The following is a 23,065-nucleotide window of genomic DNA, read 5'->3' on the forward strand; positions in this document are numbered from 1 at the left end:
CTCTAACGGTCGCTCGAAATCTCCGCAAGGGTGGACTCACCTAAAAAAGAAAGTGCAGGGCAGGGGGCCACGACAGGGGCGACGAAAAAGGCTGCATTCCCGCAGACAACCCCTGCCAGATGGGGCTAAGCTGTCTGCATGTCACCGGATTGGCCGCGTCTTTTTCCCCTCGAAGACTACCGTTTTCCCATGGGGTTGCGGCGCGGGAATATCGCAGCTTTTTGGCATCCTCAGGACGGCTCAGGGCAGATGGTGAAAGAGCGTCAGAGGTGGCTTGAAAAGGACCGGCAACATTATGTGGCGGAATTGGCCGAGGCCGCGCCGATTTTGCAAGAAGCTCGTGCCTGGGTGCAGAAGATCACCACGCAGTGCGAGCCGGATTGGGCCGTGCTTTCTTCAGGGCTGGAGGGAGACGTCGACCCTGTGCTGCTAGGTGGCGAGGTGGTGTTCCCCTCCGGTTGGTCCCTGCCTGCAAAGTTGGGGCAGCCTCTGGAGAGCGTGCATGGTCCTGTGCCGGGGCTTCAGACCGCACTTGGCAAGTCGATCTCGGCTTTTCTCCGCCGTGTGGAGGTCGGGTCTGCCTGGGAACGGGAAAACTGGGGACTAGGTGCCGATGCGGAGCTTAACCACCATCCCTCCCGCCTTCTTCCGGGTCTAACAGCCCGGGCCAGTCTGGCGGACACTTGGATTCGTCTGGAGCGCCAGTTTCTCACCCGACTCCCGGTTTTCAAGACCATCCTCTTTGGAATCCGCGTCAGTCATCATCGTCTGGAGGAAGTGGCCCGGCTTCCTCGCATCGCGGCAGGGATCATTCGCGCCTTGGAAACCATGCCCGATGCCGTGGCGGAGTATAAGGGATTGCTCGAAGCGAGAGTTGGGCTGGTCCAGGAACTTCAACTCACTGTCCCGGATGCCAGCGGTAGTGGCCTGTGAGAGGGTATTCAAACAGGCTGTTTTCCAGCTTGGGGCCACGACCGATGTTGTGCACGATCCAGGGGGTCTCACCGCCATCCGGAGCAGGCACCACCAGGGCGATGTGCGGGAGCTTGCCTGCTACGGTACAGGTGATGAGATCGCCAGGACGATAGTCTGCGGCTTTTTGGGTGATGGGAAGTGAGGCTCCTTTGCGCTTGAAAAAGACCTGAAGGTTAGGCACTCGGCGGTGATCGATGTTCGAGTCGGGTTTACTCAGACCCCAGTGTTTGGGATAGGCGGCAAAGCTGCGTTTCATGTCCTCATGCACCAGCTTTTGCAGATCGAGCCCAAGAGCCCGGTAGCTGCGGATGATCTCGTCGGTGCAGACTCCCATGTCAGCGGGCACGTCTCCGCCTGGGTAGGGGATGCGAAGGTAGGATCCGTCATAACGCACGGTGTGGGCTGTTCGATCCAGGGCTGCATGGCATAGCCGGGTGGCAAAGCTCTTGTCCTCTGTCGGCAGTTGGGCCCGTGAGGCGGACGTCAGTTCTGGAGAGTCTGCACGGCATGAGCTGGTGAGGAGAATGAGGATTGCGGAAAACAGCAGGCGCATGAGTAGATGATACCCTTGGATGCCGGGGAAGGCGCTGGCGTTGAGAATCTCGGACGAGACCTTGATGCTCAACGTCTGCCGAGCCTCTGAGCATGGATAGGATGGCTGATTCCGGCCCTGCGATGGACTTTCCCGTGTGAATGACCAAGACCGGCTCAGCTTTCGCAAGAATGGAGGGGTGGCTTCGTATCTCGGGACGATTCGTTTTGTCCTTGGCTTGGTTAGGCTGGGGCTGGTAACCTATTTTAACTCGACCTTTCATCGCCATGTTTCGCATTCCTGGAGCCCTCGGCAAAGACCTGTGTGACAAAGATCTGGGCATGACCCGGCGTGACATCCTGCGTATCGGCGGGGCCTCCATGATGGGGCTGACGCTGAATAACATGTTCCGAGCCCAGGCTGCCTCGGCAGGGTCCGCCGCCGCAGGGCGCGCAGGGTGGGGGAAGGCCAAGCATGTGCTCATGATCTATCTCCAGGGAGGTCCTAGCCATCTGGACCTGTGGGACCCGAAAGAGAATGTGCCAGATAAAGTGCGTTCGGCTTTCAAAACGATCCCCACCAAGATCCCGGGGCATCACTTCACTGAGATCCTGCCTTCCCTGGCCAAGGTGAATGATAAGTTCACCACGATCAATTCGATGAGCTACACGCCTAACGGATTGTTCAATCACACGGCGGCCATTTATCAGATCATGACCGGCTACACCACGGATAAGGTGAGCCCATCCGGCCAGCTCGAGCCACCGAATGCCAAAGATTTCCCCAACTTCGGTAGCAACATCATCCGACTCAAACCGATGGATGAGCCCATGCTGCCCTTCGTGATGCTGCCGCGTCCGCTGCAGGAATCCAATGTGGTGGGCAAAGGCGGCACTGCCGGCTTCTTGGGCAAGGCCTATGATCCCTACACGCTCTATCCCGATGGTGATGACCTGGACATGGGCAAGATGGACCGCATCAAGATCGAGGATCTGCAACTGCGCCCCGACCTCTTCAGCGTGCGTCTCCAGCGCCGTGCCAAACTGCGCGAGGCCATCAATGACCAGATGCCCACCATTGAGGCTGCCGTGAAAGACATGAGCCTGGACAGCTACTACGATCAGGCTCTGAACCTCATCGCCAGCGGACGTGCTCGCGATGCCTTCGCTCTGGATCGCGAATCTCCAAAGCTGCGTGACCGTTATGGCCGCAACACCTTTGGCCAGAGCTGCATGTTGGCGCGTCGTCTCATTGAAGCAGGCACTCGTGTTGTCGAGCTCATTTGGCCGAAGGTGGCCAACTCGGATAACCATTCCTGGGATCATCACGTGGGCCTCACTCAGCGCATGAAGAACCAGAGCGGACCGATGCTGGATCAGGGCCTCAGTGCTTTGTTTGAAGACCTGGATGCCAGCGGTCTGTTGGAGGAAACTCTCGTGGTGGCCTTGGGTGAGTTTGGCCGTAGCCCAGAAAAAGGCGTCTCCACCTCTGGCAATGGCAACAGCGCCGATGGTCGCGACCACTGGCCGTATTGCTACACCGCCATCATTGGTGGAGCGGGCATCAAGCGTGGTTACGTCCACGGCAAGTCCGACAAAACGGGTTCCGCCCCGGTCGAAGATCCCGTGCATCCGATGGAGCTCCTGGCCACCATTTATCACGCGGTGGGCATTGATCCTGAGACGATCGTTTACAACCACCTCAATCAGCCTCGTGAGCTGGTGAAAGCGAAGCCGGTGACGCAGTTGTTTGCGTAAAAGCAGACTGGTTTGAATCCAGGGCTGGAGGGAGTGAGAACAAGCTCACTCTCCCGCACCGCTTTTCGGATCCAGGGCATCCCGCAGGGCATCGCCGATGAGGTTGAGAGCCAGGAGGGTGGCGCTGAAAAAGACACCGGGGCCGATGAGCATCCAGGGGTAAGTCTCCATGTTATCAGCGCCTTCACGGATCAGCACGCCCCAGCTTGCATCTGGTGGCTGGATGCCCAGGCCCAGGAAGCTGAGCGTGGCCTCCAGCAGCATCACGCCGGGCACGGTGAGGCTGGCGTAGATGATCACGGGGCCGAGCACATTCGGTAGCATGTGCTTGATCAGGATGTGCAGGAAGCCTGCACCACTGGCCCGTGCCGCGAGGACGAACTCGAGGTTTTTCAAAGCCAGCACCTGCCCACGCACCACCCGTGCCATGGTCAGCCACTCCACCGCACCGATGGCCAGGAAGATGAGCCAAAACTCTCGCCCGAAGATGACCACCAGGATGATAACGAAGGTGATGAAAGGAAAGGCATACAGAACATCCACCAGCCGCATCATCACGGCATCCACCCGGCGGCTTGAAAGCCCCGCAATGAGTCCATAGCCCACCCCGATCACGGATGCGACCGCTGTGGCTAAAATCCCCACCAGCAGAGAGATGCGTCCGCCGAACAAAATGCGTGTCAAAAGATCTCTTCCCAAAGTATCCGTGCCCAACCAGTGAGCGGGCACCGGCCCCACGGCCTGCAATTCCAGATCCTGCTGGCTTTGATCATAGGGGGAGAACGACGGACCAACGGTGCATATCGTGATGAGCAGCCCCAGGAAGATCATCGCCGCCACGGTGACACGGCTGCGGATCAGCCGGCGCCAGGCACGCTGCCCAGGGGACTCTGAAGTGACCCCGAGAGTGGGATTTGGCTCCGTGCCTTCGGTGCTGGGGGAGGCCAGGAGGGCCTCATGGCTGGGGTTCACCTCGCTCATGATTTGAAACCGATGCGGGGGTTCAGCAGAGCCTGGAGGACATCCACCACGAAGTTAAAACCGACGATCAGCACGGCGTAAAAGGCTGCTGTAGGCATGGCGAGATCGTAGTCCCGGTTCACCGCCGCTCCCACGAAGTGCTGGCCCAGACCGGGCAACTGGAAGACGGTCTCGATGACGATGGAGCCCGTCATCAACCCGGCGGCAGTCGGCCCCAGGTAATTGAGCACGGGAAGACAGGCCAGCTTGAAAGCATGTCGAAAGACAATGGCCGCCTCCGAGGCACCTTTGGCCCGTGCCGTGCGGATGAAATCCTGCGCCAGGGTTTCTCGCAGACCCGCACGCGTGAGCCGGGAGATGTAGCCGCTGTAGATGATGCCGAGGGTCACCGCAGGCAGCACCCAGTCATCCGCATCGAACCACCCGGCCGCATTGAACCAGCGCAACTTAAGGCCAAACACAAGCGCGATGACCGGCCCCAGCACCATGCTCGGGGTGCAGATGCCCAGGGTGGCAAAGAGCATGGCACCCCGATCTTCAAAGGTATTCGCCCGCACCGCAGCCAGGGCTCCGATGGGAATACCCAGCCCGAGGGCAATGAGGAGCGCAGCCACTGCAACCGTAGCAGACACCGGAAAAGCTTGGGCGATAATCTCATCCGACCCACGACCAGGTTTTTTGGGAGAAGGCGGAAAGGTGAAGGTCGCAAAATTAACAATGTGCCGCCAGAGTTGCACATATCCCGGTTGATCCAGCCCATACGACTTCACCCATTCTTTCTGAATATGTTCGGGAATGTTCTTTTCACTTTGTAACGGCGAACCCGGAGCGGTCTTCAGCAGCACAAACGTGATGCACAGCACCGCCAGGATCACCAGGAGACCCTGCACGAGGCGGCTGAGGATAAAGCGGAGCATGAGGCAGTGAGTGCGGACGAACGACAGACACCCTCAGTATTCCTGTTTCTTGGTCCGATACGCCAGAGTTTTCTCACCGATTCATCGGAGGGATCACAGCCTCCTGACGAACAGCGGGCTGTAGATGCCAAAAAAAGTCCCAGTTAGGCCAACAGCTTCGCCAGCGCGTCCGCCGTGGTGACGGGGGCCTGGCAGGCGTAGTTTTGGCAGACGTAGGCGGTGGCTTGACCGTTCACAGGGTGCATGGCCGTGAAGGCTTCATTTTGCTCGCCGAGCCAGGCCTGCGCCTCACCACCATCCGCATGCAGGATGACGGCGTGCGGTAGCAGACGGCGCTGGACCACTGCGGTCAGGGCCTGGAACTCAGGTGTGGTTTTATCCCCGGCCAGCACGATCTGCTGCTGTCCGCGAGCCAGGAAATCGGCCCCCATCACCAGCACGGGCACAGCGGAGGGGCTGCTCTCCAGGGTATGGCCGAAGAGGGAGGTGATCTTCCGCGCCTGCTCGGCATAACGCTCCTGATGCAGCATGGCGGCGAGGCGAGCCAAATTCAGCGCGGCGAGGGAGTTGGGCGACGGTTCGGCGCCGTCATAGTCCTCCTTGATGCGCAAAACGGCGTGGGCCATGTCGGTGTGGACACTGTAGTAGCCGCCTTTGTCGGGATCGAGAAAGAGACCGTCCATCTCCTCCTGGAGCGCAGCTGCCCACTTCAGCCACTGGATGTCAAAACCCGCCTGATACAGATCCAGCAGGCCATGAACGAGGCAGGCGTAATCGGTGGCAAAGCCCTTCGGCCCACGCCCGCCCTCACGCCAGCTCCGGTGTAGGCCTTTCCCCGGTGTCGCGCACAGTTCATCATGCAGGAACTGCGCGGCCTCGGCGGCCAGTTTCAGGAAGCTGGGTTCACCCAGGGCCGCTCCTGCGCGAGCCAGACCGCTGATCATGAGTCCGTTCCAGGCCGTGATCACCTTGTCATCCAGATGCGGGCGCAGACGCTTGCTGCGGGCTTCGAACAGGGTTTTCAATCCGCGCCGTTGAATGTCCAGCACCTCCTCGGGGGTCTTTTTGAAAAACTCCGCCGTTTTCTTCACGGAGTAGGCCCGGAAGAGGGTATTCACGCCCGCCAGTTCACCGTGGGGATCACTCTCAGGTCGGGCATTGCCATCCCGACGTGCGCCGAAGGAGTAGCGAAAGATGCCTCCTTCCTCCTTACCCAGCCGTTCATCGATCTCCGCCGCGGTCCAGACATAGAAGGCACCTTCCTTTTTATGGTCATCCCCTTCCTGGGCGTAGCTATCCGCATCTTCTGCGGAGAAGAACCCGCCTTGAGGATGCCGCAGATCCCGGGCCACATAGGTGACGATCTCGCGCGCCGTATCCGCTAGAAACGGCGACTCGGTGATGAGATACCCCTCGGCATAGGCCCACAGAAGCTGGCCCTGATCATAAAGCATCTTTTCATAGTGTGGGATGTGCCAGTAGGCATCCACGGAGTAGCGGTGCATGCCGCCGCCCACGTGGTCCCAGATGCCGCCATTGGCCATGGCGCGAAGGGTTTTCACCGACATCTCCGCCGCCCAGTCCGCCTCGCTTTTGCGAGCTTCATCCTTAGCCCACGATTGATGGATGCGCAGGAGCAGATTGATGGACGTGGAGCGGGGGAACTTGGGCGCTCCGCTGAAACCTGCCTCGTGGTAGTCGTAGTTGCTGGCGAGGTCGTCGTAGGCTTTCAGCATCACAGCCTCGGACTTCACCTCCGTGGCGTTGTTTTCGCCGTCCAGATACTCCTGCAGCTTCGAGACGGAACGTTCGGCTCCGGCCAGTACTTTTTCGCGATCTTCCGTCCAGGCTTTGTGCAGTTCCTTGAGCAGATTTTTGAAACCGATGCGCCCCTGGGTGTTTTCCGGCGGGAAATAGGTGCCGCCGAAGAAGGGTTTCAGCTCAGGCGTCATGAACACACTCATGGGCCAGCCGCCACCACCACTGGCGGCCTGCACGTAGGTCATGTAGGTGAGATCCACATCCGGGCGCTCCTCGCGGTCTACCTTGATGGAGATGAAGTGTTCATTCAGGTAGTCGGCCACCTCGTCATTTTCAAAGGACTCCCGCTCCATCACATGGCACCAGTGGCAGGTGGAGTAGCCGCTGGAGAGGAAGATGGGCTTATCCTCCGCCTTGGCCTTCGCGATCGCTTCCTCCCCCCAGGGCAGCCAGTTTACGGGATTGTGGGCATGCTGGAGCAGATATGGCGATTTTTCGCGGATCAGGGCATTCGTGTGCTTGGGGGTCGTATCGCGGTCGCTCATGGCTAAGAGAGAAAACGTGGCGCTAACAGGCGGGGTTGCAAGCGATGGGCGGCTTGTCAGTTGCGTTCGGGGAGGGTTGTGCTTGTTTGGACGCTCCCAATTCAAGCCATGTCTGCCCATTCTACCCCCGCTTCCAAAGAATCCGGATCCTTCTGGAGCCTTGCCAATGTGATCCTTGCCATCGTCGTCGGCGGTTTCACTCTTTTCTGGGCCGTGATGCTGTTCTTCGGAGCTGTCTCCCAGACCTCGGGCTGGGAGAAAGCCAAGGCTGAAGAAAAAACCGCCGCTGCCGCACCTGCTGCTGAGAAATCCGCCCCAGCTCCTGCGGCCGCACCCGCAGCCACAACAGAAGCGCCTGCTCCAGCTGCCACCGCTGCGGTACCTGCTCCAGCAGCTTCCACCGCAGCCCCTGCGGAGATCACCATCAAGCCAGACACCGCCAACCCTCTGGCCTACGACACCAAAGAATTTAAGGTCAAAGCTGGCCAGATCGTGAAGCTGACCTTCAACAACACCCATCCTGCCGTGCCTCAGCCGCACAACATCGTCATCGGCACCGCCGGCTCCAAGGACAAGCTCATGGGCCTAGCCATGCAGATGGCCACTGCTCCAGATGGCATGGCCAAAGGCTTCATCCCTGCGGCTCCTGAGGTCCTGTTCCACACCAAGCTGCTCCAGCCCAACACCAGCGAAACCATCGAGTTCACCGCTCCTGCCGCTGGCGAATACCCTTACCTCTGCACCTTCCCTGGCCACGGCGCCATCATGAACGGTGTGATGAAGGTGGAGTAGTTTTCGGCCCACCCCGAATCCTTTCAATCAAAAGCCCGGGTGATGAACCCGGGCTTTTTTGTCTTTTTCGCAAAGTGAATACTCCAAGCTCCCACTTCTGATGAAGAGATAGGTGGATGGTTGGATGAATGCATCAGCGCGAGTTGAGTGTGGTCTCATACCAAGCTGATGAAATCATGAGTCAAAATCGGCTTTTGAAATCCTGTTGGCCCCTCACCCCGCCCTGTCGCTGCGCGGGTTTCACCCCCACAAGTGGGGCGAGGGAGAACGTCTTTGGCAGTGCCCTACAGCAGGCTAAACGACAGTCCCTCTCCCTCAGGGAGAGGTTAGGTGAGGGTGGGGCTTTGAAGTGTCGAAGACTCGCTCTAGACAAACCCCCGCTAAACTCACTGACAGTGGGGGAGGAATCGGCGGGGCTATACCCAACGAATTCGCCTTCTTATTTCGTCAGGTTGGTATCACAGGCTAAGAGACCGGGAACGAGCTAGGCACGGACGTGACGCAAGGTCCTGGCTCAAGGAGGTATGGTCAGGCTTTTCGTGCGCGGGCCTCTTGGCTCCGGCTTGCACATATCCAATGGATCCATTCCTCGCCTTGCAGAGACAATCACCAATGACTCTGTTGGAGGAGGACGTCTTCTACGACTGGTCTCGTTGCCAGTGTGGATGTCCCAACGCTCTGAGCTCACCCCAAAACAAAAAACCCGCCCAGGTGTCCAGGCGGGTTTTGGATTGGTTTCGGTTTTGGGGGTAGGAAAATTAGGAACCGGAGATGGCGTCGGCACCGCGCTCACCCGTGCGGATGCGGACAGCTTCGATCACTTCGCTGACGAACACTTTGCCGTCACCGATTTTACCGGTATTGGCGGCTTTCACGATGGCGTCAACCACGGTTTCGCTGCGAGCGTCTTCGACGACGACTTCAATCTTGACCTTCGGGAGGAAATCAACGGTGTATTCAGAACCGCGGTAGATCTCGGTGTGACCTTTTTGACGTCCGAATCCTTTGACTTCGACGACGGTCATTCCTTCCACTCCCACTTCAGAGAGAGCTTCTTTGACGTCCTCGAGTTTGAAGGGCTTGATGATCGCTTCGACTTTTTTCATGGCTGTCGTTATTAGATGTGTGGTTTGGCGGATTGCAACGACTAGAGACAACCAAATTCAGATTTATCTCGCATCGAAGATCGTGCTGAAAAGACTGAGCGTATTCCGTGCCAAGTTTTCGGGTGAATTTGTTTTTTGGTTTTTGCACGGCTTGTAAGGGCCGTTTCAGTGCTGGCTTGCGCAGCTACTTTGTGGGAATAGCATTGAAGTTTGCTTGCCTCCTGCTCTGATAGCCGCTTTCTGTCAGGTTTGCACAGTTTTTTCTCATGAGTTCCGACACCGCCGCCCCTCCGCCCAGCAAGCGTCGTGTCTTCGTCTCCCGGCTTTTCAGCACGCTTTTGCTGTGGGCCATCATCTGGGCTGCGGTGCAGTGGGAGAAAAACTGGCTGCTCATCGCGCTCACGGGTTTCTTCGGGGTGGCTGGTGCGGTGGAGTATTATCGCCTGCTGCGCATCGATGCTCAGGCGCGTTCTTTTAATCTCCTCGGGCTGGTCATCTGCGTGGCCTACTGGATCACCATGACGTGGTGGGTGGTGCGGGTGAAGCAGACGCCGCCGATGTGGCTGGAGCTGGCCGCACTGACCGCCAGTGTGCATGGGGCCTTCCTGCTGTGTTATCGCCATCAGCTCGAGGGCACAGTGACGCTCCAGCGCATCTTCTCCACCGTGTTCGGGGTGGTTTACACCGTCATCTTCTTCGGTTTCATCGCCCGCCTGATGTATTTTAATGGCGATGGGCAATCCGCCACCGGCCTGTTCCTGGTCATCTATCTGGTGATGGTGACGAAGTTCAGCGACATGGGGGCCTATGCTTTTGGGGTGGTGCTGGGTAAGCACAAGATGATCCCGCACATCAGCCCGGCGAAGTCTTGGGAGGGATTGGTGGGAGCCTTCGTGACCTCTTTCCTCGCGGCAGTGATCATGCTGTGGTGGAAGGCGGACAGCGGTGAACTCGCCCCCATGACCTGGCTGCACGGTCTGCTACTGGCCCCGGTGCTGTGCGCGGCAGGGATCACGGGTGATCTGGCCGAGTCCGTCATCAAGCGCTGCACGGCGATCAAGGACTCCGGTCACGCTTTCCCCGGCATTGGCGGCATTTTGGATCTCACCGACAGCCTGCTCTTCACCGCTCCGGTGTTTTACTTTTATCTGGAGGCCATCTCCGCTTAAGCGCGGAAAATCAGGTCCATCCCCTCTTTCCGCACCAGCATGGCATCGGCACAGCGACGCAAAGTTCTCCTCCTCGGCTCCACAGGCTCCATCGGCACCAGCGCCCTGAAGGTGGCGCGGGATATCCCCGACCGCATGGAGATCGTCGGACTCGCTGCGGCCCGCAGTGTGGAGGCTCTGGTGCAGCAGGTGCAGGAGACGGGTGTCAAACAAGTGGCGCTGACGGATGAAGTCGCTGCGGCTCAGGCCCGCGCGCTTTTGCCCGCTGATGTGACCCTGCATGTCGGGGCCAGCGGTCTGGTGGATCTCGTTCGTGCCAGTGATGCGGACATGGTGCTGGTGGCCATCGTCGGCGTGGCAGGTCTCGCTCCTGCGCTGGCCGCCATCGAGGAAGGCAAGCATCTGGCCGTGGCCAGCAAAGAGATCCTGGTCATGGCTGGTGAAGCCGTGATGGAAGCCGCCAAGCGTAAGGGCGTGGACATCCTGCCCGTGGATAGCGAGCACAACGCCATTTTTCAATGTCTGGAAGGCCACCGCCACAGCGAGGTGCGGCGCATCCTGCTCACCGCCAGCGGCGGTCCTTTCCGCCAACTTCCTGCCGAGCAACTTCCCCAGGTGAGCGTGGCGCAGGCTCTGAAGCACCCCACCTGGAGCATGGGCCGCAAGATCACCATCGACTCCGCCACGCTCTTCAACAAAGGCTTGGAGATGATCGAGGCGCGCTGGCTCTTCGATGTTCCCATGAGCCAGATCGAGGTGGTGGTGCACCCGCAGAGCATCGTCCACAGCATGGTGGAGTTTAGCGATAACAGCGTCATCGCCCAGCTCAGCCACAGCGACATGTGTTTTCCCATCCAGTATGCGGTGACGTGGCCGGACCGCGTGCCGAACAATCTGCGCCCGCTGGACTTTGCGAAGCTGGCTGCCTTGCACTTCGAGGCCCCGCGCACACAGGACTTCCCCGCACTGGATCTCGCTCGCCACGCTGGAGAGGTGGGCGGCACCCTGCCTGCGGTTCTCAATGCCGCCAATGAAGTGGCCGTGGAGGCTTTCCTCAGTGAGCGCACGTCCTTTCCCGCCATCTGGCAAACCGTGGCCCGCGTGATGGATAAACACGAGGTCATCCAGCATCCCGATCTGGAAACGCTGATTGAGGCGGATGCCTGGGCGAGACGAATCGCAGCGGAGTGATCGTCGAAGTCATTTTTCCAGATTGGGATTCCTGGAAAAGTCCGGGGTTGGCCGGACTGGAAAAATGGTGAAGTGCTGGCGGCTGGGTTAGGGGCTTGGAAAAATACTGGCAGATGAAGTAACACTTATGCCTAGCCGAATGGTGAATTGATTCTATTTCAATCTGCTCCTCGCCTGCCTTGGGTGGATTTTTGGTGGCTGTTCTGAACGAGAAGATAAGAGTCGGCTCGCGGATCAATCCCTTCCACGGAGTCAGAGAGCTGCTATTCCCGACCCAAGCTGGGCAAGTTCGAAGGAGAAATCAGCCCTTACTCCTATGCACGCTTGTGCGATCTGCAGGAGAGTCTGCGATTTGTGGAAATGGAGGAAGACTATCGCGTTAAGTGGACGGATGCCCCGAGCTGTTTCAGCTCTGTAACATCTGAAGGCAAAACAAAGCGCATTCATCACGATGCTGAAGCAGGACCGATTGAACTTTGGGCCATGCAGGAGGTCATGGATTCCATGCAGCACTGGATTGATTGGAAAACTGCGCCTTGAGTTGAGTGAGGGAGCTTCTGAGAAAGTAAGGGATTTATCTTCAGGCTCTTTTTTCCAGTCCGGTTCCCCCCGGACTTTTCCAGGAATGGACTTCTGGAAAACTGGGTGCCCCACCACGAAGGCTGAACCGTTGGCGGCCCCCCTGGGCTCAAGGCACCATAAAGCTGGCGTTTCAAATGATTCCCCGCTAGGATTCACGATTCTCTCGCTCATGCCCCCGGTGCCGCCGCGTTTGCGCTTTTTGGATCTTCTGGTGCTGCTGCTTTCCATCTATGTGATCGCGGTACTGCTGGTGCATCTCACGGTGAAGCTGCCGGAGAATGTGGTGGAGCTGATGTGCTACCTGGACTGGACGGTGTGCGGGGTGTTCTTCATGGATTTTGTCATTCGCTTTCGCAAAGCGGAGTCGAAGCTGGCCTTCATGCGCTGGGGGTGGATCGATCTGCTGTCCTGCATCCCGGCGGATATCTTTTCGTTAGGCCGTGCGGTGCGCATCGTGCAGATCGTCAGGATCCTGCGTGCCTTCCGCTCTGCCCGCGCCATCATGGCCTACCTGCACCAGAACCGTGCCCGCAGTCTGGCAGGCACCACGGTGCTGATGGCGCTGGTGCTGCTGCTGTTTTCCATGATCGCCATCCTGGTGGTGGAGCAGGACGCGAGCTCGAACATCAAGACCCCCATGGATGCGCTGTGGTGGGGCGTAACCACGATGACCACCGTCGGCTACGGAGATCGCTATCCCGTGACGATGGAGGGGCGCTTCGTGGCCATGGTGCTGATGATCACCGGCGTCGGGTTATTCGGTGTGCTCACAGGTTTGTTCGCCCGCTTCTTTGTCGAGCCCGAGCTGAAGCGTGAGGAGACTGACATCAAGGAATTGACCGCCGAGATTCGTCACCTGCGCGAGCGGCTGGAGAAGCTGGAGCTGAAACCGAAGGAGGAGAGTGATCTACCCCACACGAATGACCGCTGCGGTTTTCACAATGAATGACACGAAGGGCACACATCCCTAAACCACGGCCAGGATAGCGCCCCTCTCAAAACCTTCGTGCCCCTTCGTGAAATTCGTGTTTCCCTCCAATCCAGCCCCAGTCCCCAAGAACCAAGCCCCCCTTGTCTCGAAAGTATTGAAATGCAGTCCAAGGACACGCACACCCGCTGAAAGATCGCGGCTCAGGTGCCCGACTCACTTCTTCCATCATGAAAGCACCGCTTTTTACCTCCCTGCTCGCCCTGGCCACCGCCTCGGGTTTGCTCGCTGAAACCAATGTCCCGCCGGAGGGTTTCACCCCCCTGTTCAATGGCAAGGATCTCTCCGGCTGGTATGGCTGGGGCACGCGTGATCCCAGCGAACTCTGGGCCATGAGCCCCGAGGAGCAGGCGGACTACAAAAAGAAATCCGTGGAAGGCGGGGCCGTGGATAAAAACGGCAAACCCACCGACGACCACATCAACGCCCACTGGAAGGTGGAAAACGGGGAGCTGGTCAACGATGGCAAAGGCCTCTACCTCACCACCGACAAAGATTACGGCGACTTCGAACTCTGGGTGGAATACAAAGCCCTGCCGCTGGGGGACAGCGGCGTCTATCTGCGCGGCATCCCGCAGGTGCAGATTTGGGACCCCAATGAGGAAGACCCCAAAGGCCTCGGCCGTGCCAAAGGCTCCGGCGGTCTCTGGAACAACAGCCCCGGCACCGAAGGCAAGGACCCCTCCAAGCTCATGGATAAGCCGCTGGGGGAGTGGAACAGCTTCAAGATCACCATGATCGGCGAGCGCGTGACCGTGATCTTCAACGGTGAGAAGGTGGTGGACAACGCCGTGCTGGAAAACTTCTTCGCTAACAAAAAGGCCGGTTATCTGGCTTATGTGAAACCCAAAGAAGGCGAAGTGGCTCCACCCAAGCCCGCCGGTTTCATGAAGGACCCCGCCTTTGCCAAAGGCCCCATCCAGCTCCAGACCCACGGCAGTGAGATCCGCTGGCGCAACGTTTATATTCGCGAGATCACCCCCGCCGAGGCTGACAAGGCCCTGGCTGGGAGCGATGAAGGCTTCACCGAACTCGTCAACGGCAAGGACCTCAGCAACTGGCAGGGCTCCACCGACAACTACGAGATGAAAGACGGCGCAATCTACTGCAAGGCCGGTAAGGGGGGCGATCTCCTCAGCCAGGAAGAATACGGCGACTGCATCATCCGCACCGAGTTCATCCTGCCCGAGGCCGGGAACAACGGCATCGCCCTACGCACCCCGCTGACAGGGAACGCCGCTTGGGAAGGACTGGAACTCCAGGTCATCGATAGCGATGGCTACAACGCCAAGATGGCTGCCGCAGGCAAAGCCGGGCTGAAGGACTACCAGTATCACGGCTCCGTCTATGGCCTCATCGGTGCCAAGCACGGCTACCTGCGCCCCGTCGGTCAGTGGAACTACCAGGAAGTGACCGTGAAAGGCCAGCACATCACCGTGACCCTCAACGGCACCAAGATCCTGGATGCCGACCTGAGCCAGGTGGACCGCAGCAAGCTCGACCCCAAACACACCCCCAAAGGCCTCGATAAAACCAGCGGCTTCATCGGCTTCGCGGGTCACAACGACCCTGTCGGCTTCCGCAGCTTCCGCGTGAAGCGGCTGTGAAGTGAAGGTGTGACCTAACAACACGATTCGATTAAGGCCCGTTTCGGCGTTTTTTGCCGGAGCGGGTTTTTTTGTATCCCATCTCCAAACTTGCCCTGCATGGGAGAAGCCTGGCAGGTCGATCATTGGCCGATATCGCTGCTCTTGAACGAGGCACTGAGAGGCCGTTGAAAGTGAGTTTCAAAATATGTGCCGAGACACTCCGCCAGAGCTTGGGCAAAACGGCGCTGATGAGCCGGAGTGTCACGTACACCTTCCCAAGGGCACTCCAGTTGGATGGCACTGATAGGGCCTGCATCATCTCGCGAGCCGTGGGCGGTGATGTCATAGGCACCGCTGAAGTAGGCCGCCTGACCGGGAGAGGGCTTCGAGGGGCTAGGCAGGCAGTGGAAGCCCTTGGCTTCCAGAAGTGCCCCGAGGCTGCTCGGACCACGGATGAGGTCGGAAAAACGGTGAGGCGTCTGACCACTCAAGGTGCGCAGACTGGTGAGAGTGCGATAGTGAGCATCACGATCCAACTGAGCGTCACTGACGGTATTCAGGAGCTTACTTGTGAGTAGATAACCCAATTCCACGCGCGGGTCCTCATGCCGATGACCGTGGATGTCGAGCGTCAAGCCCGTCCCGTGACGTTGAATCACCGCTTTCTCCTGGGCCTCAGCTTCCGCATGAAAACGCTGCCAAGCGGCGATGGCGGTTGGATCTCCCTGAGCAGCTTCCGTCAGCTCACGATTGCAGTCTAGTTTAGACCGATGCAGGCGGCAGATGACCAGATGCGGCCGACCGCCGTAGCGTTTCTCCAGCTCCTGTGCGATGAGCAGGCTCAGCTCTCGTGTGTTGGAGTCCTTGGCCGTCACTCCATAACGGCGGGTGAGCAGGCTGGCGGGTTTCAGGTCTCCGCCATGCGGAGCGGTGAGGATGATGGGGAGGGTGCCTGGGGAGCTCTCAATGTAGTTCGAGACGTCCGGCGTTTGGCCCGCCGCTTGCAGCGTCCACATCCCCAGCAAGACCAGACAACGGAGCGGAATTTTTCCACGCATAGGGTGAGCCTAGGCAGGAATCGCGCGGCCTGTCCAGCCTGGAATGCGGAGGTGCTTGGGACTCTTTCGTGTGTTGAACGGCCCATCATTTCACCGACAGGAGGAGCCTGCTGAGGGCGTTATTTGCCCCGCATGATCCGCCCTTCTTTTCTCCTGCCTTGCTTGGCCCTCACCGTCTCCGGTTTCACCCACGCGGAAAACTGGCCGGAATGGCGCGGGGAGAGTGGGCAGGGCCTGAGTGCCGCGCGGGGTCTGCCGGAGACCTGGAGCGAGACCAGCGGTGTGGCGTGGAAGACGGAGCTGCCCGGACGTGGGCACTCCACACCGGTGATCTGGGGCGAACAGATCTGGATGACCACCGCAGTGGAAAAGGCCGCCAGTGCAGCGGAGGCGGAGCGACGTCTGAAGAGCAATACCGGGGATCAACCCGTAACGGTGCTGGAGTCGGTCAGCCTCCGGGCGCTGTGTGTGGATAAGACCACCGGCAAGCTGCTGCATGATGTGGAGCTGCTGAATGTGAAGGAACCGCAGTGGGTGCATCAGCTCAATAGTTATGCCTCTCCCAGCCCCATCATTGAGGAAGGGCGGCTGTATGCGCACTTTGGCAGCTTTGGCACCGCTTGTCTGGACACCACGACACAGCAGGTGCTGTGGCAGAATCAGGAGGTGCAGATCATGCATGAAAACGGTCCCGGCTCGACGCCAGTGCTGTGGGAGGATCTGCTCATCATTCATTTCGATGGTAGTGACCAGCAGTTCATCGCCGCGTTTAACAAAAAGGATGGTAAGCTGGTCTGGAAGACGAAGCGCACGGGCGAGCTGCGGGAGAATCCGCAGCAGCGTAAGGCCTACGGCACGCCGCTGGTGGTGACCATGCAGGGGAAACCCGTGGTGGTGAGCCCAGCGGCAGATTGGGTCTATGGCTATGAACCGGCGACGGGGAAGGAACTGTGGAAGCTGCCCTATGGTGAACTGGGTTTCTCCATGTCCGTGCGGCCCGTCGCGGATGCGGAGCGGGTTTACTTCAGCACCTGCTTTGGCAAATCTCAGGTCATGGCGCTGCGCTACGCGGGCGTAGAGACGCCGGAGATCGCTTGGCGTAACAATCGCAATGCACCGAAGATGTGCTCACCGGTGGTGACGGGAGATCTGCTCTTTTACGTGGATGATGGCGGCATTGTCAGCTGTGTGGATGCGCTGACGGGGGAGTCCTATTATCGTGAACGCCTGGGGGGTAAATTCAGTGCGTCCCCCATCCTGGCGGATCACAAACTCTACTTCGCGAGTCGCGAGGGCGTGGTGACGGTCATCCCCGCCACGAAGGAGTTCAAAATCCTTTCCCAGAACACCCTGGACGGCGGCATCATGGCCAGCCCCGTGGCCGTGGATGGTGCGCTGTATCTACGCACGGACAAAGCGCTGTATCGGATCGGGAAATGAGGTGCGTGAGGAGGGTATCTACTCACCTCGTTCGGAGCCCCGGCCTTGGCCGGAATTTGGATCTGACGAGGGTCTCCCGAGGCCGCCTGACCACGGGAGACGTTAACAACGCTTCCGCTTACGCTACGATGCCGAGCGCTACGGCGGCGCCTTGCAGCACGGCGGCAATGCGCACGCTGTCATGCACAGCGGCCTCACTGACGCCGTGCTGAGTCAGGGTGGCCTCATGGGCGGTGATGCACATGCCGCAGCCAGCCAGGGCGGCACAGGCCATGGACATGAGTTCAAAGCTGACCTTATCCGTCTGCGGCTGGCCCATCCGCATCATGCGCAGGCGGGCGGGCATGGTGGCGTAGCTAGGCTTCTCCACCAGGTGACGGAAGCGATAGTAAACGGTGTTCATGCCCATGATGGAGGCGGAGGCTTTGGCATCATCGATGACGGCTTCCGGGATGCCCGCAGCGGTGGCATCGGCCAGCACGGCATCACGCAGCTCGGCGTGGCCAATGAAATAAACGGAGGCGAGAGCCACTCCCCACACCTGATCGGAGGTGAGGTTTTCAGGTCGGAGGACCGTTTGCAGATTCAGGCGCAGATCCTTAGCGGCTTCCGGCAACTTATCGCGGAGGAGATCAATCTGGGACATTGGTTTTTGGGGGGAGATGGGAAAGTGGAGGAGGCGAAAACACCGTGTGAGGGTTTGACGTGGCAGGAGCCAAGTGAAATGCCCCCTTAGGCCGCCTCCAGCAGACCCAAGGGGGTGAAATGGACAGGAATCGCCGAGGGCGGATTAGACCTTCAGGGTCGCTTCGCCCTTCTTCCAGTTGCAGGGGCAGAGCTCATCGGACTGCACGCCATCGATCACACGCAGAGCTTCCTCCACGCTACGACCCACGGAGAGGTTGTTCACGTTCACCCACTGGATGACGCCCTGAGGGTCCACCAGGAAAGAGGCACGCAGGCAGACGTTTTCCACCGGGCAGAGGATGCCCAGATCTCCAGCCAGCTTCTGGGCGGCGATCAGAGGATAGGGCAGGGTTTTGAGGTCCTCGCGGGACTGTCTCCAGGCCAGATGGGAGAATTCGTTGTCGGTGGAGCCACCGATGATCTGCACATCGCGGTCAGCGAAGTCACGGGAGCGCTTGCCAAACTCGACCAATTCCGTGGGGCAGACGAAGGTAAAATCCTTCGGATAGAACAGGAAGAACTTCCACTTGCCGGGATAGGAGGCGTTGGTGATCTCCGTGATGTCGTCGTTGGTGACGCCATTGCAGGATTTGGAGCGGAATTCAGGGAACGGATGACCGATGGTAAGCATGGGGTTTGTGAGATGTGGGGGGATTTCGAGGCGGCTCAGCCCCGCAGTCTGGCCGGTGGCGGGTGAAAAAACACACGCTTCAGCCCGGTTTTCAGTCTGCACGGGAGCCTGTCAGCGTTTGCTGATAGCGGGTTTTTGGCCAGCTTCAACGGGGTTTCACCGAGCAAATGCTGCCAAACTTGGCCTGTCCTGAATCGGCTTTAACGGTCGGCGGTCCAGTGAACGAAAGTCAAAAGGCCCCGATAAAGGTAAACTTTACAGAAAATAACTCGGTTAACGGATCTTAATCTTTAAAACTTAAGATGTATGGCGTTTCTGAATTCCGCCAGCCATTGTGCTGAGTTGGTTGGTCCCAAAGCATTCAATATCAATGGCTTCATCGCTTAACTTCCTGACGTGTAGGCATTTCGGAAGTGTTTAATTAAATTGAATTCGGCTCAATTAGTCTCAATTTTGATTTAATGACGCGATCAGAGCCTAAATTCTCGATTGCGGAATCTTTACTTAGGGCTTTATAAGTTGCCTCACGCAGCATAGTTATTGCGATTTGCAATATTGAGAAACTTGACCGTTCGAATCGCCCGATGTGACGCAATTTGCGCAATCTTCAGTGTAATCTCCTCATCGCTTACAAGGTATAAGTTGTTTTCTGGAATTTTCCCTCATCACGCTTTCCCCCCCTCGCAAATTAATCAGTTCAATTGAACTCCCGACTATGAGAATAAGTAATCTGATAAGCCATTTCTTGACCTCTACAGGGGCTTCCTCCAGGAAGATGGTGGCTGTTCCGTGTGTGAGCCTGACTAGGCTGCATTCGCGATTTTTAAGCCTAAGTGTTGCTATAATGGCGGCGCTAGCCTTGCAAGCCCATGCTCAATCTCCGGAAATTGCCGTCCGAGGGAATGGGGTAGAAATCGCTAACAATGATGTGAGCCCGAGTATCACAGACCACACCAGCTTTGGCAGTGTCAACGAAGCCACGGGTTCACTGATTCGCACCTTTACCATCGCTAACACCGGAACAGGCCCCTTGACGCTGACTGGCACCCCTTCATTTGTCTCCATCTCGGGATCGAGTGATTTCACCCTGTCTCAGGACGCTGTAAGCCCGGTGGCGGCCGTTAATGGGACCACAACCTTCCAAATCACCTTCAATCCATCAAGCTATGGGTTGAAGACAGCGACAGTGACGGTGGCTAACGATGACGCTGACGAAGGTGCCTACAGCTTCGCTATCGAAGGGACTGGAGCGGCAACCGTGGCCGGAGAAATCTGGCGTCCACGTTTGATTGACGGCCTTCGCTCTTGGAATGCTGTGGCCTCATCATCCACTGGCAGCAAGCTAGTCGCCCTAGCTGGGAGTAACAAAGTTTACACTTCGGCAGACTCAAGCTCGAACTGGACGGCTCGTGACAGTAACCGTGGATGGAAAGCCGTGGCCTCATCGACGGACGGGGTGAAACTGGTTGCCGTCGTCACGAATGGTCAGATTTATACCTCGACAGATTCCGGCGCGACGTGGACTGCCCGCGATAGCAATCGTGAGTGGAGCGGTGTGGCCTCTTCTGCCGATGGAACGAATCTCGCCGCCACTGTGAATGGAGGCTTTATCTATACGTCCTCTGACTCGGGAGTCACCTGGACGTCTCAAGCAGGCGCCGGTAGCCGTAACTGGTATTCAGTGGCTTGCTCCTCTGACGGTAGCAAACTGGTCGCCGCTGCATATACCAACTTCATCTACACCTCCACGGACTTCGGGGTGAATTGGACCGCCCGAGCCACCTCTGGCAAATGGTGGGCAGTGGCCTCCTCAAGTGATGGAACGAAGCTGGCCGCATGCCTTTATAACGGCAACATTTATACCTCGGGTGATTCTGGCGTGACTTGGGTTGCTCGCAACTCTGGCCGACCTTGGAATTCGGTGGCTTCCTCTTCAGACGGCAGCATTTTGTTAGCCGGAACCAACGGTGGTAAACTGTATTTGTCTAAAGACGCCGGATCTAGCTGGACGGAGCATGAGTCGGATCGCGCTTGGCGTGGTGTGGCCATGAACAATGCAGGCACCTCACTCATTGCGGTTGCCTATTCAGGCTATGTTTATACCAGCAATGATATCATTCAGTCGGGGGAAATTTCTCTGAGTGGGAACGGTGTTACCATCGCAAGTGGAGATGCCACTCCTGATCTGAGTGATCACACGGCCTTCGGGGGAGTGAACTACTCAGGAACCCCCTCAATCCAGCGTACCTTTACCTTGACCAACACTGGCCCTGGAAATCTTCTGCTCACAGGCACCGCCCCCAACTTCGTGCGCTTCGTGAGTGGCTCCACTGATTTTACAGTCACCTCCCAGCCTGCATTTAGTATCGGAGCGAATAGCTCAACGACGTTCACGATCACACTTGACCCGACTTCGATCGGTCTGCGGACCGCGACATTCAGCATTGCCAATGAAGATCTCGATGAAGATCCTTATACCCTGATCGTCAGTGGCGAAGGACATTTCCGTCCATCGGCGACCACGACCGCAGCAACGAATGTCGGAAGCCGTCTAGTGACTGGCAACGGCACAGTGAATCCCAATGGTCTGGAAACGACCTATGAACTCGAGTGCTCCACCAACGCCGGGTTTACCGGGACCATCAAGAGCGCACCCCAAGTGTTACCCGCTGGTTTCGCTTCAGTGCCCGTGTCTGGAGAATTGGTCGATTTGAAACCCAATACATTGTATTACGTCCGTGTGCTGGCGACGAACTCCCTCGGGACGATTGCCTCCACGGCGACCACCTTCACCACGGAATACCTTGCCGTCACTCGTAAACAGTTTGCAGCGAGCACCGGTGTGGTCGGTAACGGCGAGCTATCGACGATTTATGCGGGAATGATCAACAATTCGGGACGAGTCCTGATGCAAGGTCGTGGTTTGGTGGGGAGTGGAGGCGTTACCTCCAATAACGACAATTGGCTGATGACGGATACATCTGGCAATACGAAGGTGATCGCCCGTAGTGGAACCACTGTGGCAGGGGGAGGCTCACTGTCAGGTTCATTCACCCACTACTTGTTGACCGACTCCGGAGTGACCTTCCTGCATGATCGAATTTCAGGCACCCCGGCATCCTCCGACTATGCCTACTTCAGTTCTCCAGAGGACAGCTCAAGCCTGGATTTGGTGAGTCGTGAAGGAGACAGTCTGAGTCCAGGCCCGGGGTATTTTGTGCAGCACATTGGTAAGCCCGCCGTTGATGCGCAAAACTACATCTATTTCGTGGGCAACGTGGGTGGTGTGGCCAACAATCTGAACTCTGGCGTGTGGTATGATGATGGAGCGAGCTTGCAATCGCTGATTCGGGCTGGAGATGATCTGACAACCGCAACCACAGATCCGGCATGGTTGGGTTCTGTGAGCAATGTCCTCGCAGCGGGCGGCGACGGTTGCGTCGTCATTGCCGCGCTACAGGACAATCCGCAAGACCTGACTCAAACGACGAATCGTTCGAAGAACATCGCCATCGTCAGCTTCAAATCAAATGGCGAAGCGACAATCGTGGCCCGCAAAGGTGACTCGGTGCCTACCACAACAGCTATCCTCACAAATTTCTCGGGAGTTTCGCGGAACAGTCTGGCTGACCATGCTTATACTGCGACTGTGGCGGGCACAGGGGTAACGCCAGTCAACGATCAGGTCTTGATGGCGAAGCTCGGAACACAGCCTAGCCTGATTGCTCGTGAAGGTGTTACAATGATTGGAGGAGCCTCGATTAAGTCGTTTGGCGCCTATCATATTACCGCGAAAAAGCATGTGATCTTCCTTGCCACGCTTGATGGTGTGAGTGCGAATGTGGATCGTGTTCTGTGCCGTTGGTCCCAAGCTGGCGGAATCACCGTGCTGGCGCGTGAAGGCAGCCCCGCTGTCGGCACTGGGGTCAACTATGGGAGCTTGCAAACTCTCAGTGTGAGTGATGCGGGCGCGGTTGCATTACTCTCGGGTTTGAGTGACGGCACGGATGTCGTGATGCGCATGAAAGCCAACGATGCCCAGTTGACTCAATTGGTGAGGAGCGGGGCTGGTCAAACCATCCGTTATCAAGGGACGAACTATCCCGTCAACGCACTCTCGCTCTTTGCTGAAACGGTCAACTCTGGCGGTGGAGGCGGCGGTATGGGAACGGCCATCAATGATAAGGGCGAAGTGTTCGTCATCGTCACAGCAACCGGAGTGAAGCATGTCGGCCAAGTCTATTATTAAGAGACTTGAATAGACTGTGCCTTGATTTCAGGCATGGCTAATCTTCAAACCCCTGTGAGGCGACTCGCAGGGGTTTTTTGTGTTTCAGTTGGCAGGAGCGGAGGCTCGGATTCTT

At 58.0% G+C, this 23,065-nt stretch carries 18 protein-coding genes; 10 read left to right on the top strand and 8 right to left on the bottom strand.

The window, feature by feature from the left end; translation table 11 throughout:
* Positions 1 to 138 precede the first annotated feature (138 nt).
* Entirely contained in the window at positions 139 to 933 is a 795-nt protein-coding gene (locus B5D61_RS14555; RefSeq protein ID WP_078814114.1) for a heme-dependent oxidative N-demethylase subunit alpha family protein, read from the top strand.
* Here the strand turns inward: B5D61_RS14555 and B5D61_RS14560 are convergent.
* Positions 899 to 1,528 carry a DUF1287 domain-containing protein gene (locus B5D61_RS14560; protein WP_078814239.1) on the bottom strand — a complete coding sequence of 210 codons (630 nt, stop codon included), beginning with the start codon at positions 1,526 to 1,528 and terminating at the stop codon, positions 899 to 901. The genes B5D61_RS14555 and B5D61_RS14560 overlap by 35 nt on opposite strands.
* Before the next feature lie 266 nt (positions 1,529 to 1,794).
* Here B5D61_RS14560 and B5D61_RS14565 point away from each other — a divergent pair, with 266 nt between their 5' ends.
* The gene (locus tag B5D61_RS14565) at positions 1,795 to 3,264 is read left to right on the top strand and encodes a DUF1501 domain-containing protein (protein WP_078814115.1); all 1,470 of its coding nucleotides are present in this window, start codon (positions 1,795 to 1,797) and stop codon (positions 3,262 to 3,264) included.
* Positions 3,265 to 3,309: 45 nt separating this feature from the next.
* Here B5D61_RS14565 and B5D61_RS14570 read toward each other — a convergent pair whose 3' ends face one another.
* The 3 genes from B5D61_RS14570 to B5D61_RS14580 form a co-directional block, all read right to left on the bottom strand.
* Positions 3,310 to 4,245 (bottom strand): ABC transporter permease, encoded by a 936-nt coding sequence (locus B5D61_RS14570; RefSeq protein WP_078814116.1) that lies wholly within the window; start codon positions 4,243 to 4,245, stop codon positions 3,310 to 3,312.
* Positions 4,242 to 5,162 (bottom strand): ABC transporter permease, encoded by a 921-nt coding sequence (locus B5D61_RS14575; protein WP_078814117.1) that lies wholly within the window; start codon positions 5,160 to 5,162, stop codon positions 4,242 to 4,244. Before B5D61_RS14575 ends, B5D61_RS14570 begins: the two co-directional genes overlap by 4 nt.
* Positions 5,163 to 5,305: 143 nt before the next feature.
* Positions 5,306 to 7,468: a thioredoxin domain-containing protein gene (locus B5D61_RS14580; RefSeq protein ID WP_078814118.1), complete on the bottom strand. Its 2,163-nt coding sequence runs from the start codon at positions 7,466 to 7,468 to the stop codon at positions 5,306 to 5,308.
* A gap of 108 nt (positions 7,469 to 7,576) precedes the next feature.
* Between B5D61_RS14580 and B5D61_RS14585 the strand changes: the two genes are divergently transcribed.
* Complete coding sequence (locus tag B5D61_RS14585; protein WP_078814119.1) at positions 7,577 to 8,260, top strand: plastocyanin/azurin family copper-binding protein; 684 nt, start codon at positions 7,577 to 7,579, stop codon at positions 8,258 to 8,260.
* Between the two features lie 758 nt (positions 8,261 to 9,018).
* On the opposite strand, the gene B5D61_RS14590 is transcribed toward B5D61_RS14585, so the two are convergent.
* Entirely contained in the window at positions 9,019 to 9,366 is a 348-nt protein-coding gene (locus tag B5D61_RS14590; protein ID WP_078814120.1) for a P-II family nitrogen regulator, read from the bottom strand.
* Positions 9,367 to 9,632: 266 nt separating this feature from the next.
* Here B5D61_RS14590 and B5D61_RS14595 point away from each other — a divergent pair, with 266 nt between their 5' ends.
* From B5D61_RS14595 to B5D61_RS14610, 5 genes are all read left to right on the top strand, one after another.
* Positions 9,633 to 10,535: a phosphatidate cytidylyltransferase gene (locus tag B5D61_RS14595; protein ID WP_078814121.1), complete on the top strand. Its 903-nt coding sequence runs from the start codon at positions 9,633 to 9,635 to the stop codon at positions 10,533 to 10,535.
* A 39-nt stretch (positions 10,536 to 10,574) separates the two neighbouring features.
* Positions 10,575 to 11,726, top strand: a complete 1,152-nt coding sequence (locus B5D61_RS14600) for a 1-deoxy-D-xylulose-5-phosphate reductoisomerase (protein ID WP_078814122.1) — start codon at positions 10,575 to 10,577, stop codon at positions 11,724 to 11,726.
* 279 nt (positions 11,727 to 12,005) lie between these two features.
* Complete coding sequence (locus tag B5D61_RS27290) at positions 12,006 to 12,266, top strand: DUF6438 domain-containing protein (protein WP_483878480.1); 261 nt, start codon at positions 12,006 to 12,008, stop codon at positions 12,264 to 12,266.
* Positions 12,267 to 12,477: 211 nt separating this feature from the next.
* Complete coding sequence (locus B5D61_RS14605; RefSeq protein ID WP_176159454.1) at positions 12,478 to 13,257, top strand: ion transporter; 780 nt, start codon at positions 12,478 to 12,480, stop codon at positions 13,255 to 13,257.
* A 209-nt stretch (positions 13,258 to 13,466) separates the two neighbouring features.
* Positions 13,467 to 14,903: a 3-keto-disaccharide hydrolase gene (locus B5D61_RS14610; protein ID WP_078814124.1), complete on the top strand. Its 1,437-nt coding sequence runs from the start codon at positions 13,467 to 13,469 to the stop codon at positions 14,901 to 14,903.
* 122 nt (positions 14,904 to 15,025) lie between these two features.
* Here the strand turns inward: B5D61_RS14610 and B5D61_RS14615 are convergent, their stop codons facing one another.
* Positions 15,026 to 15,943 (bottom strand): N-formylglutamate amidohydrolase, encoded by a 918-nt coding sequence (locus B5D61_RS14615; RefSeq protein WP_139373273.1) that lies wholly within the window; start codon positions 15,941 to 15,943, stop codon positions 15,026 to 15,028.
* A 132-nt stretch (positions 15,944 to 16,075) separates the two neighbouring features.
* Here B5D61_RS14615 and B5D61_RS14620 point away from each other — a divergent pair, with 132 nt between their 5' ends.
* Complete coding sequence (locus B5D61_RS14620; RefSeq protein WP_078814126.1) at positions 16,076 to 17,383, top strand: outer membrane protein assembly factor BamB family protein; 1,308 nt, start codon at positions 16,076 to 16,078, stop codon at positions 17,381 to 17,383.
* 118 nt (positions 17,384 to 17,501) lie between these two features.
* On the opposite strand, the gene B5D61_RS14625 is transcribed toward B5D61_RS14620, so the two are convergent.
* Together B5D61_RS14625 and B5D61_RS14630 are read right to left on the bottom strand one after the other, a co-directional pair.
* Positions 17,502 to 18,029, bottom strand: coding sequence for a carboxymuconolactone decarboxylase family protein (locus tag B5D61_RS14625; RefSeq protein ID WP_078814127.1), 528 nt, complete (start codon positions 18,027 to 18,029; stop codon positions 17,502 to 17,504).
* Positions 18,030 to 18,173: 144 nt separating this feature from the next.
* Positions 18,174 to 18,701 carry a peroxiredoxin gene (locus tag B5D61_RS14630; RefSeq protein WP_078814128.1) on the bottom strand — a complete coding sequence of 176 codons (528 nt, stop codon included), beginning with the start codon at positions 18,699 to 18,701 and terminating at the stop codon, positions 18,174 to 18,176.
* A gap of 844 nt (positions 18,702 to 19,545) precedes the next feature.
* Between B5D61_RS14630 and B5D61_RS14635 the strand changes: the two genes are divergently transcribed.
* Positions 19,546 to 22,950: a DUF7453 family protein gene (locus tag B5D61_RS14635; RefSeq protein WP_217698983.1), complete on the top strand. Its 3,405-nt coding sequence runs from the start codon at positions 19,546 to 19,548 to the stop codon at positions 22,948 to 22,950.
* Positions 22,951 to 23,065: the final 115 nt, after the last annotated feature.

This window comes from Prosthecobacter debontii, from assembly GCF_900167535.1.
GTDB lineage: Bacteria > Verrucomicrobiota > Verrucomicrobiia > Verrucomicrobiales > Verrucomicrobiaceae > Prosthecobacter > Prosthecobacter debontii.